Origin of the sequence: Microbacterium salsuginis, assembly GCF_012524205.1 — a bacterium.
GTDB lineage: Bacteria > Actinomycetota > Actinomycetes > Actinomycetales > Microbacteriaceae > Microbacterium > Microbacterium salsuginis.
Window position 1 is genome coordinate 899,363 of record NZ_JABACI010000001.1, and the last position, 15,842, is coordinate 915,204.

The following is a 15,842-nucleotide window of genomic DNA, read 5'->3' on the forward strand; positions in this document are numbered from 1 at the left end:
CGGGCCGTGTCCCGTCGTCGTCTGCCAGGGGGTGCGCCGCGCGGGCGCGGCGCTATCCTCGAAGCAGCGGAGGCACGGGCGCCTCGGCCCGGACCTGGGGAGGACCGACATGACGCTCTTCGACGGCATCACGGCACGAATGATCGAGACCCCTCGACTGATGGTCAACGTCCTCGAGCGGGCCGGCGACGACCCCGAGACCCCCGCGGACCGCACGGTGGTGTTCATCCACGGCAACGTGTCGTCGTCGCTGTTCTGGCAAGAGACGATGCAGGATCTTCCGCCGGACTTACGCGTCCTCGCCATCGATCTGCGCGGCTTCGGCGGTACCGAGCACGCCCCGATCGACGCGACGCGCGGAGTGCGCGATTTCAGCGACGACGTGCGCGCGACGCTGGCCGTGCTCGGCATCCCGACGGCGCATTTCGTGGGATGGTCGATGGGCGGCGGCGTGATCCTGCAGTACGCGCTCGATCACCCGGTGCTGAGCCTGACCCTGCAGGCACCGGTCTCGCCGTACGGCTTCGGCGGCACGCGGCGCGACGGCTCCCGCCTGACAGACGACGACGCCGGCTGCGGGGGCGGGGGCGCGAACCCGGATTTCGTGCAGCGGCTCATCGACCACGATCGCACCGCCGACGCCCCCACCTCGCCGCGCAGCGTCTTCCGCTCGGGCTACGTCGCCGCCGGCTACCAGAGCGAGCACGAGGACGTGTGGGTGGAGTCGATGCTCACGACCTCGACGGCGACCGGAAACTACCCCGGCGACTCCGTCGCGTCGGAGAGCTGGCCCGGCTTCGCCGCCGGCGACGTGGGCGTGCTCAACACGATGACGCCGGGGCATTTCGATGTGTCGGGCATCGTCGACCTCGCCGACAAGCCCCCCATCCTGTGGATCCACGGCACTCTCGACGCGATCGTGTCCGACACCTCGTTCTACGACCTGAACAATCTGGGCAAGCTCGGAGTGATCCCGGGGTGGCCCGGCGACGACGTCGCCCCGGCTCAGGAGATGGTCTCGCAGACCCGCGACGTCCTCTCGCGGTATGTCGCCGCTGGAGGCGAGGTCACCGAGCTGAGCCTCGAAGGCGTCGGGCACTCGCCGCACCTGGAGCGGCCCGTCGAGTTCCGCCATGCACTCCTCGAGGCGATCGGCTACGTCGGGCATCCGATCGACCCCGCCCCGTCGACCGAGGCGATCATCATCCGCTCCTCGGACTGAGCTTCTGAGAGGCGGCCGCATCCGTAGACTCGTCGCATGAGTGCTTCGGGCGGCAGCAGGGCGATCATCGCGGCGTTTCTGGCCAACATGGGCATCGCGATCGCGAAGTTCATCGCGTGGTTCCTGTCGGGTTCCGCGTCGATGCTCGCCGAGGCCATCCACTCGGTGGCCGACTCGGGAAACCAGCTGCTGCTCCTCCTGGGCGGCCGTCGCGCCAAGCGCGCCGCCGACCGCGAGCACCCCTTCGGATACGGACGCGAACGGTACGTCTACGCCTTCGTGGTGTCGATCATCCTGTTCTCGGTCGGTGGCCTCTTCTCGATCTACGAAGGCGTCGACAAGCTGACCCACCCGCATGAGCTCGAGAACGTGTGGATCCCGATCGGCGTCCTCATCGTCGCGATCGTGCTGGAGTCGTTCTCATTGCGCACCGCCATCCAAGAGAGCAACCACGTGCGACTCAAGGGTCAGTCCTGGGTGTCGTTCGTGCGGCACGCCAAGGCGCCCGAACTCCCGGTCGTGCTGCTCGAAGACATCGCCGCCCTCACCGGTCTGGTGTTCGCACTCGCCGCGGTCAGCCTCACCGCGATCACGCACAACCCGCTCTTCGACGCGATCGGCACCCTCATGATCGGCACGCTGCTGATCCTCGTCGCCGTCACCCTGGGCATCGAGACCAAGAGTCTGCTCGTCGGAGAAGGGGCGACGGATGCTGACCACCGGCGCATCGTCGACGCCATCCACGCAGGGCCCGAGGTGCACAAGCTCATCCACATCAAGACCCTCTATCTCGGCCCCGACGAGCTCATGGTGGCGGCCAAGCTCGGCTTCGCGGCCGACGCACCCCTGGCGCATGTCGCCTCCGACATCGACCGCATCGAGGACCGCGTGCGCGAGGCCGTTCCTGCGGCGCGCGTGATCTACTTCGAACCCGACATCTACCGGCCGGGCGACGACCGTACGCCGCCGACGTCGGAGTTCGTGATCAAGTCGACCGACTGACCCGTCGGCCGCGAGGCCCGTGGGGTCCGGCCGCCGCGCGTGCCGGCCGCCGGATCCGCGCGACCTCCGCCCGCAACGAAAGGACACCGTGCAGTACTGCCTGTTCACCGAACCCCAGATGGGCGCGACCTACGCCGACCAGCTCGCCTACGCGCAGGCCGGCGAGCGGCTCGGCTTTCACGGCTTCTTCCGGTCCGACCACTTCCTCAGCGGCATGGGCGACGGCCTCCCCGGGCCCACCGACGCGTGGACGACGCTCGCCGGGCTGGCCCGCGAGACCACGCGACTGCGCCTGGGGACGCTCGTCTCGCCGGTGACCTTCCGCCACCCCGGGATCCTCGCGATCCAGGTCGCACAGGTCGATCAGATGTCTGGCGGACGCGTCGAACTCGGGCTCGGTGCGGGCTGGTTCGCCCGCGAGCACGCGGCCTACGGCATCCCGTTCCCGGATCGCCGATTCGACCTTCTCGAAGAGCAGCTCGCCATCCTCACCGGACTCTGGTCGACGCCGGTGGGTGAGACGTATTCGTTCGAGGGGCGCGACTACACGCTCGTCGAGGCGCCCGCCCTGCCCAAGCCGGTGCAAAGCAGCGTGCCCGTGATCATCGGCGGCGGCGGAAAGCGCCGCACTCCCGAGCTGGTCGCGCGGTTCGGAACCGAATACAACATCGGCTTTCCCGAGGATCACCAGATCCAGGAGCGGATCGACAACCTCCTCGCCGCGTGCGACCGCGTCGGCCGCGACCCCGGCACCATCCGCCTGTCGATCGCGATGTCGACGTTCGCCGGCAAGGACGAGGCCGCAGTCGCCGCGAGGGCCGCACGCATCGGCAAGACCCTCGAGGACGTGCGCGACGGGACCAACATCGTCGGCGGGCCGGACGAGATCGCGGAGCGCATCGCCACGTATCAGGCCTTCGGGATCGAGCGGGTGTACTTCCAGCTGCTCGACCTGCAGGATGTCGACCACGTCGAGTACCTCGGCGCGGAGGTGCTGCCGCACCTTCCGGTGTGAGCCGGGGCGTCGCGCCGGCTCACACCGGCAGCCGGTACGACGGCAGCCCGCGCCGCCGGATCAGCCATTCGGCGACGACGAGGTTCGGCAGCCACGCGAGGAACGGGACGACGGCGTACGCGTTCGCGAAGTCGGGCTCCTGCCCGAACGCGAGCGGCGCGAGCAGCAGGAGCGGCAGCCAGATGCGCAGCGTCACCGCCGAATACGTCAGCGCATAGTTGCGGATCATCCACGCCTGGTGGCTGCGAACATCGTGGCGGCGGATCGCGCGGTACGCGCGCCAGCCGGTGATCAGCCACAGCACGGCGAGCGCGCTGAAGCCGAAGACTCCGACGTAGCCGGCGGTGCTCCAGGGCGTGATCGCGAGCCCGCCGACGCTGCCCGCGGCGACGGCGAGGAGGTAGACCCGGCCGGTCCACCGGTGCACACGAGGTGCCCGGTTGCGCAGGCCGCGCCAGAACTGCAGCGCGCCCAGCGCCAGCGCCGTCGCACCGCCCGCGATGTGGACGTAGAGGGCGCCCTGCACGAAGGCGGGCTTGTCGGCGTATGCCTCTGCCAGTCCCGCCGTACCGCTCGCGGCGAGATCCTGAAGCGAGGCGGTGAAGTACGGCACCGCGGCGTATGCGACGATCGCGAGCGCCGTGAGCAGCACGAACACCCACCCGATGCGGGAGCGGGTGCCACCCGGTCGTGCCACGACGGGGCCGGTGCGGACGGGTTCGATGAGCCTGGTCACGCCTGTCACGGTAGGGGCGGCGCGCACGGGCCCGGCAGGGGGCAGGCCCCCCGATCCCCGGCGGTCAACCCCCACCCCGGTGCGCGCCGTCCCGACGCGGCGCGCTCAGCGCCGGTCGTCGAAGAAGGCGCGCAGGAGAGCGGATGCCTCGGCCTCGCGCACGCCGGCGACCACCTCGGCACGGTAGGGCAGGCGCCGATCGCGCACGACGTCGTACATCGAACCGGCCGCGCCGGCCTTGTCGTCCCACGCGCCGAACACGAGCCGCGAGATGCGGGACTGCAGCACCGCGCCCGCGCACATGAGGCACGGCTCGAGGGTCACCACGAGCGTGCAGCCCTCCAGGTTCCACGACCCGGTCGCCTCCGCGGCCGCGCGCAGAGCCACGACCTCGGCGTGGGCGGTCGGGTCATGCGTGGCCTCACGCAGGTTGCGGCCCTCGCCGATGGCGCGGCCCGCGGCATCCGTCACCACCGCGCCGACCGGCACGTCCCCCGACTCCCCCGCGGCCGCGGCCAGCGCGAGCGCCCGGTCCATCGCGGCGAGATCGGCGGGGTCGAGGTTCACAGCACGAGGCTATCCCCCACCCCGTCTCATCCCGGCCCATCCACGTCCCCGCCCACGTCCCACCGCTCCGTCGCGAAAACACCAGTCGGTCACGGGACACGCCGGGCCGAGGCATCCGCCGCCGGCGTGTCGCCGCTCTCGGCTGGTGTTTTCGCACAGGGGACCGACGCGGAGGAACCGGACGGCACGCACTACCCTTGGCCTATGCGCCTGCACGTCGCCGATCACCCACTCATCACCCACAAGCTCACGGTGCTGCGCGACCAGCGCACATCATCGCCGGTCTTCCGCCAGCTGACCGAAGAGCTGGTGACGCTGCTCGCCTACGAGGCGACGCGCAACGTGCGCGTGTCGCCGATCGAGATCCAGACACCCGTCACCACGACGATGGGCGTCAAGATCAGCGAGCCCCGCCCCCTCGTCGTCCCGATCCTGCGCGCCGGGCTCGGCATGCTCGAGGGCATGGTCAAGCTCATCCCCACCGCCGAGGTCGGATTCCTCGGCATGGTGCGCAATGAAGAGACCCTCGAGCCGTCGACATACGCCGAGCGTCTTCCCGATGACCTCAGCGACCGGCAGTGCTTCGTGCTCGACCCGATGCTGGCCACGGGTGGATCCCTCGGCGCCGCGATCGAGTTCCTCTTCGCGCGCGGAGCGCAGGACGTCACCGCCATCTGCCTGCTCGGCGCGCCCGAGGGCGTCGCGGCGATCGAGAAGCAGGTCGACGGCCGCGACGTGACGCTCGTGCTGGGGGCAATGGACGAGCGCCTGAATGAGAAGGGCTACATCGTTCCAGGTCTCGGCGACGCCGGCGACCGGCTCTACGGCACCGTCTGACGAAGCCTCGCCCGGCCCCATGCGAACGAGGAGCGCGGGCGCGACATCCGCCCCTCGCCGAACGGATGCCGCACCCACGCCCCTCGACGCTTCGTCAGGCTACGCGCGCGATATCAGCCGCCCAACGGGGTTGACACGACCAGGGCAGTTGTCTAGGGGTCGGCGCGGCGCACCGCCGGATCGGCTCAATCGCCGAGCGGAGGCTCCTGCGACGAACGCCTGCCCGTCTCCTGCTCCCAGAACTCCAGCTGCTGGGTGAGGGCTTTCGCGAGCTCGAACACCTGCTCGGGGGGAATCCGGATGCGGCTGACCACGCGGGCCGGAACGATCGTGTGCCGCTGCCCGGTGTCGGTGTCGACCTGCTCCCGGGGCGGCTGCGCGAGCGTCAGGAAGTCCATGACGAACACGGTGGGCGTGTGCCAGACGTTGGCGAAGTCCGCATACGCGCCGCCGATCAGCTCGGGCGGCAGGTCGATCTCGAACTGGCGGGGGGCGTCGTCGGCCATGGTGCCTCCTGACGGATCGGTCGCGGGTACGGCGAGGTCGCGAGCGCGAGTCTACGCGGGGTCAGCCGCGGCCGACGAGGCGCGCGAATCCGCTCAAGCGGGCGACGCCTTCGGGCGTGTACGGAAGGTCGTCGAGCAGTCCCGGCGAGTACACGACGTACGCGGTGTGCATCGCTCGCGAGATCGCGACGTTCAGCCGGTTGCGCAGCAGCAGGAACTCGAGCCCGCGCGGCGCATCGCGCCCGCTCGACGCGGCCAGCGACAGGATCGCGACGGCGGCCTCCTTGCCCTGGAACTTGTCGACGGTGCCCACGGGCACCTCGGCGAATCCGGCGGCGGCGAGCGCCGCCTCCACGGCGACCTGCTGCGCGTTGTAGGGCGTGACCACGATGATGTCCCGCGCCGCCAGCGGCCGCGCCGGCAGCGTCGACGAGGTTCCGGCCTCGTCGACATGCGCGTCGGTCCATTCGCGGCCGACCAGGTCCGCGACCAATCGCGCCACCTCGGCGGCCTCTTCGAGCGACTGGGTCGCGTTGCCGTGGTGGCGCAGCGCGACCGGGACGAGGCCCGGCGCGACGCCCTCGATCCGGCGCAGAGCGGTCGAGGGGTGGGCTTCGAGCTCACCGCGATACGACAGCGCCGAGACGGGCGCTGCGACCTCGGGACGCATGCGTCGCGTCTGCGCCAGGAAGTAGCCGTACTCCTGCGGGATGACGTCGGCGCCGTCCATCACCCAGCCGAGCGCAGAGGTGTCGACCGGGGCGGGGTGGGTGCCCTGACTCACCTGCGGAAGCTGCTGCGGGTCGCCGAGCAGCAGCAGCCGCGGGGCTGCCAGCGACACCGCGATCGTCGAGGCCAGCGAGAACTGACCGGCCTCGTCGACCACGAGCAGGTCGAGACTGCCGCGCGGCACGCGGCCCTCGTGGCTGAAGTCCCACGCCGTGCCGCCGATGACGTAGCCCTCGGCCTCGTGCTCGGCCGTGAACGCCGCGATCCCGTTCTTCGGCAGCACCGTGAAGGTGTGGTCGGCGCCCGGGTCCTTCGGCGCCTTGCCGACCTGCACGGCGGGCACCCCGGCCGCGATCACGCGATCGAGCAGCTGCTCGATCGTCGCGTGGCCCTGGGCGACGACGCCGACCTTGTAGCCGTGGTCGCGCACGAGCCGCGCGATGACGTGGGAGCCGACGTAGGTCTTTCCCGTGCCCGGCGGGCCCTGCACCGCCAGGTAGCTGCGATCGAGGTCGCGCACGGCGCGGGCGATGGCGTCCACGACATCGCCGCCGACCGGCGGCAGCGCGCCGGCGAGGGCGCCGCCCTGAGCCTGACGAAGGGTGCGCGGGGGACGACGGCACAGGATGTCGGTCGCCGGGTCCTCCGGGAGCCGGGGATGGGCGTCGATGACGGCATCCGCCCACGCGTCGATGGCGGCCTGCTGGTTCCCGGCTCCGGGCGGCGCGGGCGGGGTGAGCGCGAGCGGCAGCTCGTCCCACGTGTTGCCGTCGACCGCGGTCTCTTCGATCACGGCGCCGTCGTCGAGCACCTCGAGGACCTTGACCGAGCGGTACGAGTGGATCCAGCGCGGTGATGCCTCGAACGGATACGGCGCCGGCAGCTCGTACAGGGCGAACGGGTTCGTGCCTTCGCTCAGTCGCGTGCCGGGCGCGAGCTCGCCGCGCAGCTCGATGATGCGACGCTCTCCGCCGCGCCCGCTCTCGGCGAAGTGCCAGTCCTCGGTCACGCGGCTGCGTGCCGCGTCGATGGTGACCACGTCGCGCGTCTCGTCCCACAGCGAGACCGGCTCCCGCAGCCGCAGGAAGTGCGTGGCCCAGAACGACTTGGACTCACGCGGGTAGTAGTCGATCGCGGCGGCACCGAGGTGCAGGGTGCGTGCAGCGACGGAATCGTCGGGATGCTGCAGCGCGAGCCCGTCGAGCATGGTCGCGCGGGGCGACGGCTCGTACGCCCGCTCGTCGGGCTCCGGATCGGGAGAGGGCCGCAGCTGCGCCTCGCGCGCGCGATCCACCAGCCAGTCGCGCAGGCGCCGCGTCGACACGCAGTCGTAACGGTTGTAGTCGGCGAGATCGTCGAGGATCTCGCGCGCCGAGGACTCGTCGCCGTCGTCGGCCAGAGCGCGCGCCTCGACGTAGCGCACGATCGAGTCGTCGCCCTTCTGCACGTCGCTCGTGCGCACCTCGTCGCCCATGTACAGCGGCTCGAGCTTCTTGATCGAGTACGACCGCGACCCCACTCGCAGAGCGCGGCGCACGATCGGATACAGGTCGACGAAGACGCCGTCGCGCAGCAGCCGGTCGACGTCCGTCTCGCGCACGCCGTGCCGCGCCGCCATCGCGAGCAGGTGCGTCGGCTCGTACGGCGCGTAGTGGTAGATGTGCATGCCGGGGAACTGCTGCCGCCGCAGGGCGACGATGTCGAGGAAGCTCTCGAGGGCGCGCTTCTCGTCGTCGAAGCTGTGCGCCCACAGGGCGGTGTACTGCTCGCGCGAGTCGACCCAGCCGAACAGGTAGTCGATGCCCCACTGCGTGGGCTCGCCGGGCGCCGGAGGCTCGGAATGCAGCGGATCGCCCTCGAAGTCGAAGAACAGGTCGCCGTGGTCGGGCCGCGGGAGGGCGCCGAGCGCCTGCGGCGCGACGACCTCGAAGACCGGCATCGGGGGCGCGTCCGTCGCGGCGGCCGGCGGACGTTCGACGACCGTCGCGACGGCATGGGCGATACCCCCGGCCGAGACGGCGGCGGCCTCCGCGACGATCACGGTGGGCGCACCACCGTCGTCGTGCGCACCCGCGGTCTCGGCGCCCGCGACGGGCTTCGGCGGGAAGAGCGGCGGTGTGCCCGCAGGGCTCTCGAGCTGCAGTCGCGCCTGCGTCCGCAGGGACGCGAAGACGTCGGGATTCATCCCGGCGGGCGCCGCCGCGACCGTCGCCAGCCGGTCGATGGTCGTCACGCCCGCCGCGCGCAGCCGGTCCCGCTGCACGGGCCGCATCCCGGCCACGAGGAGAAGATCGCGGGATGCCACGACCTCGGCGTCGCACGTCGCGCAGCGTCCGCACGCGATCACGCCCAGCTCCCCCCGTTCATCGCCCCATGCGATCGGCTCGCCCGCCGCGCCGAGCTCGAGACGGCGGTCGCTGATGAGCGCGGCCAGCCGCTCACGGCGCAGGCGGAAGACGGGGAGCAGGTCGTCGACCTCGTGCACGCTCACGCTGCCGTCGCCGAGCAGCAGTTCGACGCGACCCGACCGCTCGACACCGAGCCGGTCGAGCTGATCGACGTATGCCGCCAGCTGCATGAGCGCTGTGACGCGCGCACGGCGTGCGAGCTTCGTGTCCTGCACGATCCACGGCCGAGAGGCGGTCTGCGCGCCGTCGGACGGCTCGCGCACGAGGAAGTCCGCGAAGCCGACGAAGTCGCTCGTCGCGAAGGCCGCCTGGTAGATGACCTCGGCGTCCGATGCCAGGGCCGCATTCGTGCGAGCGACCGCGTCGGCCAGTGCCACAGCATCCGACGACCGCACCTCCGGGATCTCGACGACACCGTCGCCGTACCGCGCGACGTAGTCCGCGAGCACCCGGCGCTCGTGCACCGTCCCGAGCCGGCCGGCCCGCTCGAGAGTGAGGTCCTCGGGCTCTTCGACGGCGGGGACCCTGCCCAGCCGCGCGTCGATCGCCCGCAGCCACGCGAACTCGCACTCCGCCGCGGCTTTGAGGTCGCTCGCGCTCCAGACGATCCGGCCTTCGTCTTCGATGTATCGCATGCCCTGCCCTTCGCTACGACCCTAACCGCGCCCGCCGACACTCCCGTTCCGCCGTTCGAATCGCGCACTTTGCGCGTTTCGACCGCAGGAACGAGCCGAGTGCGCGATTCGAAACTGCGGGGGCCGGAGCGCAGAGAGGGCACGGCGCGGCAGGCACCTGCCAGACTGGTGCGCATGAGCCTGCCGTTCGAGAGCGCCTACCGGCACGGGTTCGCACGGGTCGCCGCGTGCACGATCCCCGTCGCGATCGCCGATCCGGCCGCGAACGCCGAGGCCGTGCTCGCGACAGCGCGCGAGTGCGATGCCGAGGCCGTGGCCGTGGCCGTCTTCCCCGAGCTGTGCCTGACCGGGTACGCGATAGAAGACCTCGTGATGCAGGATGCTGTGCTCGACGCGACCGCGACCGCGATCGAGCGGCTGGTCGAGGCATCCGTCGATCTCTTCCCGGTGCTCGTCGTCGGCGCACCGCTGCGCCATCGCAACCGGCTCTACAACTGCGCCGTCGTGATCCACCGCGGCGAGCTGCTCGGCGTCGCGCCCAAGTCGTACCTGCCGACCTATCGCGAGTTCTACGAGCGGCGCTGGTACGCGCCCGGCGACGACCGCGGCGACCAGGACATCCGGGTCGGCGAGCTCGAAGCGCCGTTCGGCCCCGATCTGATCTTCGAGGCTCTCGACGTGCCGGGCCTCATCGTGCACGCCGAGGTGTGCGAGGACGTGTGGGTGCCGATCCCGCCGTCGTCGCGGGCCGCGCTGGCCGGCGCGACCGTGCTGCTGAACCTGAGTGGCAGTCCCATCACGATCGCCCGCGCCGAGGACCGCAAGGACCTGTGCCAGTCCCAGTCGCTGCGCTGCCTCGCCGCCTACGCGTACGCCGCGGCGGGCACCGGCGAGTCGACGAACGACGTGTCGTGGGACGGCCAGACCATGATCTACGAGGGCGGCAACCTGCTCGCCGAGACCGAGCGGTTCCCCGACGGTCCGCGACGCTCCGTCGCCGACGTCGACCTCGACCGGCTGCGCCAGGACCGCCTGCGCCAGGGCACGTTCGACGACAACCGCAGGACGCACGAGGCGGATGCCGCCTTCCGCACCGTGCACTTCCAGCTCGACCCGCCGGCGACCGGCATCGGCCTGCGCCGCAGCCTCGACCGCTTCCCGTTCGTGCCCGACGACCCCGAGCGCCTCGCGCTGGACTGCTACGAGGCGTTCAACATCCAGGTGTCGGGCCTCGTGCAGCGCATGCGCGCGATCGGCGACCCCAAGCCGGTGATCGGCGTCAGCGGCGGGCTGGATTCGACGCACGCGCTGCTCGTGGTCGCACGCGCCATGGACCGCATGGGACGCCCGCGCAGCGACATCCTCGCGTACACGATGCCGGGATTCGCGACCAGCGAGCACACCAAGTCCAATGCGATCGCCCTCGCCGAGTCCGTCGGCGCGTCGATCGAGACGATCGACATCCGCCCGGCCGCGACCGAGATCCTCGAGGGCATCGGGCACCCGTTCGCCGAGGGCGAGCCGGTGCACGACGTCACGTTCGAGAACGTGCAGGCGGGTGTGCGCACCGACTTCCTGTTCCGTCTGGCCAACCACCTCGGCGGCATGGTGATCGGCACGTCCGACCTCTCCGAGCTCGCGCTCGGCTGGGCGACGTACGGCGTCGGCGATCACATGAGCCACTACGCCGTCAACGCCGGCGTGCCCAAGACGCTGATCCAGCACGTCATCCGCTGGGTGATCGCGCACGGCGAAGGCGTGGATGACGCCGAGGCCGCGGTGCTCCAGTCGGTGCTCGACACCGAGATCTCCCCCGAGCTCGTTCCCGCCGGGCAGGACGGCAGGATGCAGTCCACCGAGGACCGCATCGGCCCGTACGCACTGCACGACTTCGCGCTGTACCACGTCCTGCGCTTCGGGTTCCGGCCGTCCAAGATCGCCTTCCTCGCCGCGCACGCGTGGGCGGATCCGGATGCCGGGGCGTGGCCACCCGGCTTCCCCGACGAAGACCGCTATGCGTACGACCTGCCGACGGTGGTCAAGTGGCTGCAGGTCTTCCTGCAGCGCTACTTCGCCTTCGCGCAGTTCAAGCGCTCGGCGATCCCGAACGGCCCGAAGGTCTCGCCCGCAGGGTCGCTCTCACCCCGGGGCGATTGGCGCGCCCCTTCGGACGGCAACGCCCGGGCGTGGATCGCCGAGCTCAAGGCCGCACTGCCGGAGCTCGTCGAGGACTGACCCGGCGGACGCCTCGGTTCGAGGCATCCGTCTCCCGCAGTCGCGGGCGCGGGATCAGTCGCCGGCCAGGCGTCAGGCGGGCACGGCGCCGTAGGCGAGCGTGATGATCCAGCCGTCGCGCGACAGGTCGGCGAGGTGGTACTGCACACGCCGGTCCGGGATCCAGCCCTTGGTGCGCGGGCTGTCGAGGCGTACGTGGTCGGCGGCGACGCGCGCCCCGCGGCCGTCCGCGTCGCGCACCGCCTGCACGCGCGTCCAGTGCGCGAGGAGCTTCGAGAGGTCGTCCTCTTCGAAGAGGTGAGAGTGCCGCTTCATGGTGCGCAGCTCCGCATCGTCGGGGTGCGCGTCGCGCAGGTCCAGGCCGATCGGCACCGCCGGGTCGCACACGGCGACCACGCTCGCCGCGCGGAAATTGGCGTTGCGGATCTTCACCGGCAGCTCCTGCCCGCCGACCTCGGCGATCAGCTGTGTGTGGAACCCGAAGACTCCCGGAGCCTCGCGCTCCACCCGCACGTCCTTCGGCTCGACGTGCATGAGGTCGGCGACGATCTCTTTCGCGAGGAGTCGCTTGCGGTCGTGCTCGGCGAGCTTGGGATCCCAACCGAGTCGAGCCGTGACACCGTCCGGCGTGTCGAGAAGCACCGATTGCATGGTCCACCTCTTCCCGCGGAACCCCCGCCCTCCCATCCTGGCGAACCCACGGCGGCGACGGAAGATCGCCACGCGGGCGCCGGTCGGCTGCGGCGCCGTGCGTCAACCCCCTGCGCGACCGCGGCAGGTGGATGCCAGGATGAGCCGATGGACGGCTTCGCGGCGGTCGACTTCGAGTTCGCGCGGCAGGTGCTCCAGCGGGGTGTCGCCGCGCTGTTCGTGGTCGCGTTCGCCTCATCGCTGAACCAGTTCCGCCCGCTCCTCGGCGAGCACGGCCTGCTTCCCGCGCCGGAGCTTCTCGCGTGGGCCCGCTCATCGCCGCAGCGACGGCGGATGCTGCATCCCACCCTCTTCCTGCGCGTGCGCTACACCGATCGCCGCCTCGCGGCCCTGTGCGTCGCGGGCATCGTCGTCGCCGCTGCCCTCGTCGTGGGCCTCCCGCAGCTCGGCCCTCCCTGGGTGCCGATGGTGTGCTTCCTCGGGCTGTGGCTCGGCTACATGTCGATCACGAGCATCGGCCAGACGTTCTACGGCTTCGGGTGGGAGATGCTGCTGCTCGAGGCGGGGTTCCTCGCGGCGTTCCTCGGATCGGACGAGCAGCCACCCTCGACCGTCGTGATCGTGCTCTTCTGGTGGCTGGTGTTCCGGCTGGAGTTCGGCGCCGGCATGATCAAGATCCGCGGCGGCCGCGAGTGGCGCGACCTCACCGCGCTGACGTACCACCACGAGACTCAGCCGATGCCGGGCCCCCTCAGCCGGCAGGCGCATCTGCTCCCCCGCTGGTTCCACAAGGGAGAGGTCCTCGGCAACCACTTCGCGCAGCTGATCGTGCCGTGGTTCCTGTTCGCTCCGCTCCTCGGACTGTTCGTCCCCGGCCCCGTGCCGGCGATCGTCGGTGCCGTGGCGGCGGCCATCGTCATCGCGACCCAGGTGTGGCTCGTCCTCACCGGCAACTTCGCGTGGCTGAACTGGATGACCATCGTGCTGGCGTTCTCGGCCATGGGCGTGCCCGGAATCGGCGCCGAATCGCAGCCGGCGGCGAGCGACCCGCCTTGGACGGTCGACGGGATGCCGCTGTACTGGGTCGTGGTGACCGCCGCGGTCGGCCTGCTGTTCGTCGTGCTCAGCTGGGCGCCGCTGCGCAACCTGTTCGCCCGGAGGCAGCTCATGAACGCGAGCTTCAACCGGTGGCAGCTCGCCAACGCCTACGGCGCGTTCGGAACGGTCACGAAAGAGCGCATCGAGATCGTCGTCGAGGGCACGATGGACGAGAATCCGGATGCCGCCACCTGGCGAGAGTACGGATTCAAGGGCAAGCCCGGCGATGTGCGCCGCATCCCGCGGCAGTACGCGCCCTACCATCTGCGGCTGGACTGGCTGATGTGGTTCCTGCCGCTCGGGCGATCGCTCGAGGACTGGTTCACGGCGTTCCTGGTGAAGCTGCTCGAAGCAGATGCTCCGACACTGCGACTGCTCGCGGACGATCCCTTCGAAGGCCGGCGACCGCGATGGGTGCGCGCGGTGTCGTACCGCTACCGATTCACCACGCACGCGGAGTTCCGCGATACCGGCGCCCGATGGGTGCGCGAGCGCCGCCGCCCGGTCATGGGCCCGGCGTCGCTGCGCCGCTGACCTGCGCCGCCCGTCTCAGAGGACGGGCGCGTCGCCGGCGGCGTCGGGGCGCCGCTTGCGCCGGGACGACAGATCCACGATGGCCACGACGAACGCGAGCGCGAGGAACAGCCCGACCGACAGCATCCCGAACGCGAAGGCGTCGTGGTAGACGACGAGGTCGTCGCGTGAGCCCGACTCCCGGTAGATCGTCGCGTAGAAGAGCGACAACCCGACCGCGGTGCCGACGGCCGCCCCGATCCGCTGTCCCAGCTGACCGACCGAGCCGGCGAGGCCGCCCTGCTTGACGGGCACGTCGGCGAGTGTCAGCGTCTGGTTCGGCGCGATGACCAGACCGCCGCCGGCGCCGCCGAGCGTCATGATCGCGGCGAACACGTACGGTGCCCATGCGGGATCCACGAACATCGCGGTGAGCACGAGGCCGCCCACGCAGGCGAGCATGCAGGCCAGGCCCCACACCACGATGATGCGGCCGTAGTCCGAGACCAGGTTGCCCCCGATCCACGAGGTCACGGCGCTGGCGAGCGCGAACCCGATCGACGTCATCCCCGCGTACACCGGCTCGAGTCCGAGACCGAGCTGCAGGTAGAGCGTCGAGACCAGGAACAGCGCGGGCATCGCGGTGAAGTACGCCGTCTGCAGCAGTGTGCCGTTGCGATACGAGGTGACGCGGAACAGCTTGAGCGGAACCAGCGGACTGCCGCCCCGCGCGGCGTACCGGCGTTCCCACGCGACGAACGCCGAGACGAACAGCGCGAACGCGACCAGCAGCCACCATCGTGCGGGGTTGTCGGTCGGGGCGCCGGTGGTGAACAGGAACGGCCACATGAGCGACACGATGCTCGCGCCGAAGAGCAGCACCCCGACGGGGTCCAGCTGCACCGGCCGTCGCGACCGCGTGCGGGTGTCGGGGAGCAGCCACAGCGCGAGGCCGATCGCCGCGAGGCACAGCGGCACGTTCATCCAGAAGATCAGGCGCCAGCCGTCGGTGGGGCCGCCGACGGCGATCAGGAGTCCGCCGAGCGTGGGCCCGAAAGCCGTCGCCACACCGATGGTCGCACCGAACAGACCGAAGGCCCGGCCGCGCTCCTTTCCCTGGAAGAGCTCCTGCGCCATGCCCAGGACCTGCGGCATCTGGATGCCTGCCGCCACGCCCTGCAGGAGCCGTGCGACGAGCAGGAACTCCGCCGAAGGCGCCAGCGCGCACGCCACGCTGGTGACGGTGTACAGCGACAGGCCGACCACGAACAGAGTCCGGCGGGAGCGCTGGTCGCCGAGGCGGCCCATGGGCACCAGAACCAGGCCGAACGTGAGCACGAAGCCCGACACGATCAGCTGCAGCTCGGTGGAGCCGGCGTCGAGCACGTCGCCGATCGAGGGCAGCGCGACGTTGACCTTGGTCATGTCGAGGATCGTGATGGCCGCGACCGACACGCACACCCAGAACGCACGCCAGCGAGCGCCCGACGTGAGCGGAATCGCCGCCGTGTGCGGCCCGGCGTGCGCGGCCGCGTGCGCCGCGAGCGGGCGCTCCGCGCGTGCGCCCTCGGTGGTCTGCGGCCTCGGCTCTTGAGTGGGCATCGTGCCCAGGCTAGCGCGGGGGTTCGCCCCGATCGGCGCCGGATCCCGGTGCACGGGAGGCGGTTCGTCCGCCGCTGCCGGTGCAG

The 15,842-nt window shown here is 71.0% G+C and carries 12 protein-coding genes; 6 read left to right on the forward strand and 6 right to left on the reverse strand.

Annotation, left to right across the window (positions count from 1 at the left end; all coding sequences use genetic code 11):
* Nucleotides 1-109 precede the first annotated feature (109 nt).
* The 3 genes from HF576_RS04400 to HF576_RS04410 all read left to right on the forward strand — a co-directional run bounded on the left by HF576_RS04400 (nt 110) and on the right by HF576_RS04410 (nt 3,239).
* A complete protein-coding gene (locus HF576_RS04400) occupies nt 110-1,222 on the forward strand; it encodes an alpha/beta hydrolase (RefSeq protein WP_168911523.1) in 1,113 nt (370 codons plus the stop codon).
* Nucleotides 1,223-1,258: 36 nt separating this feature from the next.
* Nucleotides 1,259-2,224 carry a cation diffusion facilitator family transporter gene (locus HF576_RS04405; RefSeq protein WP_168911524.1) on the forward strand — a complete coding sequence of 322 codons (966 nt, stop codon included), beginning with the start codon at nt 1,259-1,261 and terminating at the stop codon, nt 2,222-2,224.
* An 88-nt stretch (nt 2,225-2,312) separates the two neighbouring features.
* The gene (locus tag HF576_RS04410) at nt 2,313-3,239 is read left to right on the forward strand and encodes a TIGR03560 family F420-dependent LLM class oxidoreductase (RefSeq protein WP_168911525.1); all 927 of its coding nucleotides are present in this window, start codon (nt 2,313-2,315) and stop codon (nt 3,237-3,239) included.
* A 19-nt stretch (nt 3,240-3,258) separates the two neighbouring features.
* Here the strand turns inward: HF576_RS04410 and HF576_RS20255 are convergent, their stop codons facing one another.
* Nucleotides 3,259-3,975 carry a DUF2306 domain-containing protein gene (locus tag HF576_RS20255; protein WP_168911526.1) on the reverse strand — a complete coding sequence of 239 codons (717 nt, stop codon included), beginning with the start codon at nt 3,973-3,975 and terminating at the stop codon, nt 3,259-3,261.
* A gap of 105 nt (nt 3,976-4,080) precedes the next feature.
* Nucleotides 4,081-4,512: a nucleoside deaminase gene (locus tag HF576_RS04420; protein ID WP_168912071.1), complete on the reverse strand. Its 432-nt coding sequence runs from the start codon at nt 4,510-4,512 to the stop codon at nt 4,081-4,083.
* Between the two features lie 234 nt (nt 4,513-4,746).
* On the opposite strand from HF576_RS04420, the gene upp reads away from it, so the two are divergent.
* Nucleotides 4,747-5,379 carry a uracil phosphoribosyltransferase gene (gene upp / locus HF576_RS04425; protein ID WP_168911527.1) on the forward strand — a complete coding sequence of 211 codons (633 nt, stop codon included), beginning with the start codon at nt 4,747-4,749 and terminating at the stop codon, nt 5,377-5,379.
* 185 nt (nt 5,380-5,564) lie between these two features.
* On the opposite strand, the gene HF576_RS04430 is transcribed toward upp, so the two are convergent.
* Together HF576_RS04430 and HF576_RS04435 are read right to left on the reverse strand one after the other, a co-directional pair.
* The gene (locus HF576_RS04430; RefSeq protein WP_168911528.1) at nt 5,565-5,885 is read right to left on the reverse strand and encodes a DUF3467 domain-containing protein; all 321 of its coding nucleotides are present in this window, start codon (nt 5,883-5,885) and stop codon (nt 5,565-5,567) included.
* Nucleotides 5,886-5,946: 61 nt separating this feature from the next.
* Nucleotides 5,947-9,657 (reverse strand): TM0106 family RecB-like putative nuclease, encoded by a 3,711-nt coding sequence (locus HF576_RS04435; RefSeq protein ID WP_168911529.1) that lies wholly within the window; start codon nt 9,655-9,657, stop codon nt 5,947-5,949.
* Nucleotides 9,658-9,831: 174 nt separating this feature from the next.
* On the opposite strand from HF576_RS04435, the gene HF576_RS04440 reads away from it, so the two are divergent.
* Nucleotides 9,832-11,892, forward strand: coding sequence for an NAD(+) synthase (locus tag HF576_RS04440; protein WP_205834714.1), 2,061 nt, complete (start codon nt 9,832-9,834; stop codon nt 11,890-11,892).
* A gap of 72 nt (nt 11,893-11,964) precedes the next feature.
* Here HF576_RS04440 and HF576_RS04445 read toward each other — a convergent pair whose 3' ends face one another.
* On the reverse strand, nt 11,965-12,543 hold the full coding sequence (locus tag HF576_RS04445) for a hypothetical protein (protein ID WP_205834715.1): 579 nt from the start codon (nt 12,541-12,543) through the stop codon (nt 11,965-11,967).
* Between the two features lie 147 nt (nt 12,544-12,690).
* On the opposite strand from HF576_RS04445, the gene HF576_RS04450 reads away from it, so the two are divergent.
* Nucleotides 12,691-14,175 (forward strand): lipase maturation factor family protein, encoded by a 1,485-nt coding sequence (locus HF576_RS04450; protein ID WP_168911531.1) that lies wholly within the window; start codon nt 12,691-12,693, stop codon nt 14,173-14,175.
* Nucleotides 14,176-14,190: 15 nt separating this feature from the next.
* Here HF576_RS04450 and HF576_RS04455 read toward each other — a convergent pair whose 3' ends face one another.
* A complete protein-coding gene (locus HF576_RS04455; RefSeq protein ID WP_205834716.1) occupies nt 14,191-15,756 on the reverse strand; it encodes an MFS transporter in 1,566 nt (521 codons plus the stop codon).
* Nucleotides 15,757-15,842 lie beyond the last annotated feature (86 nt).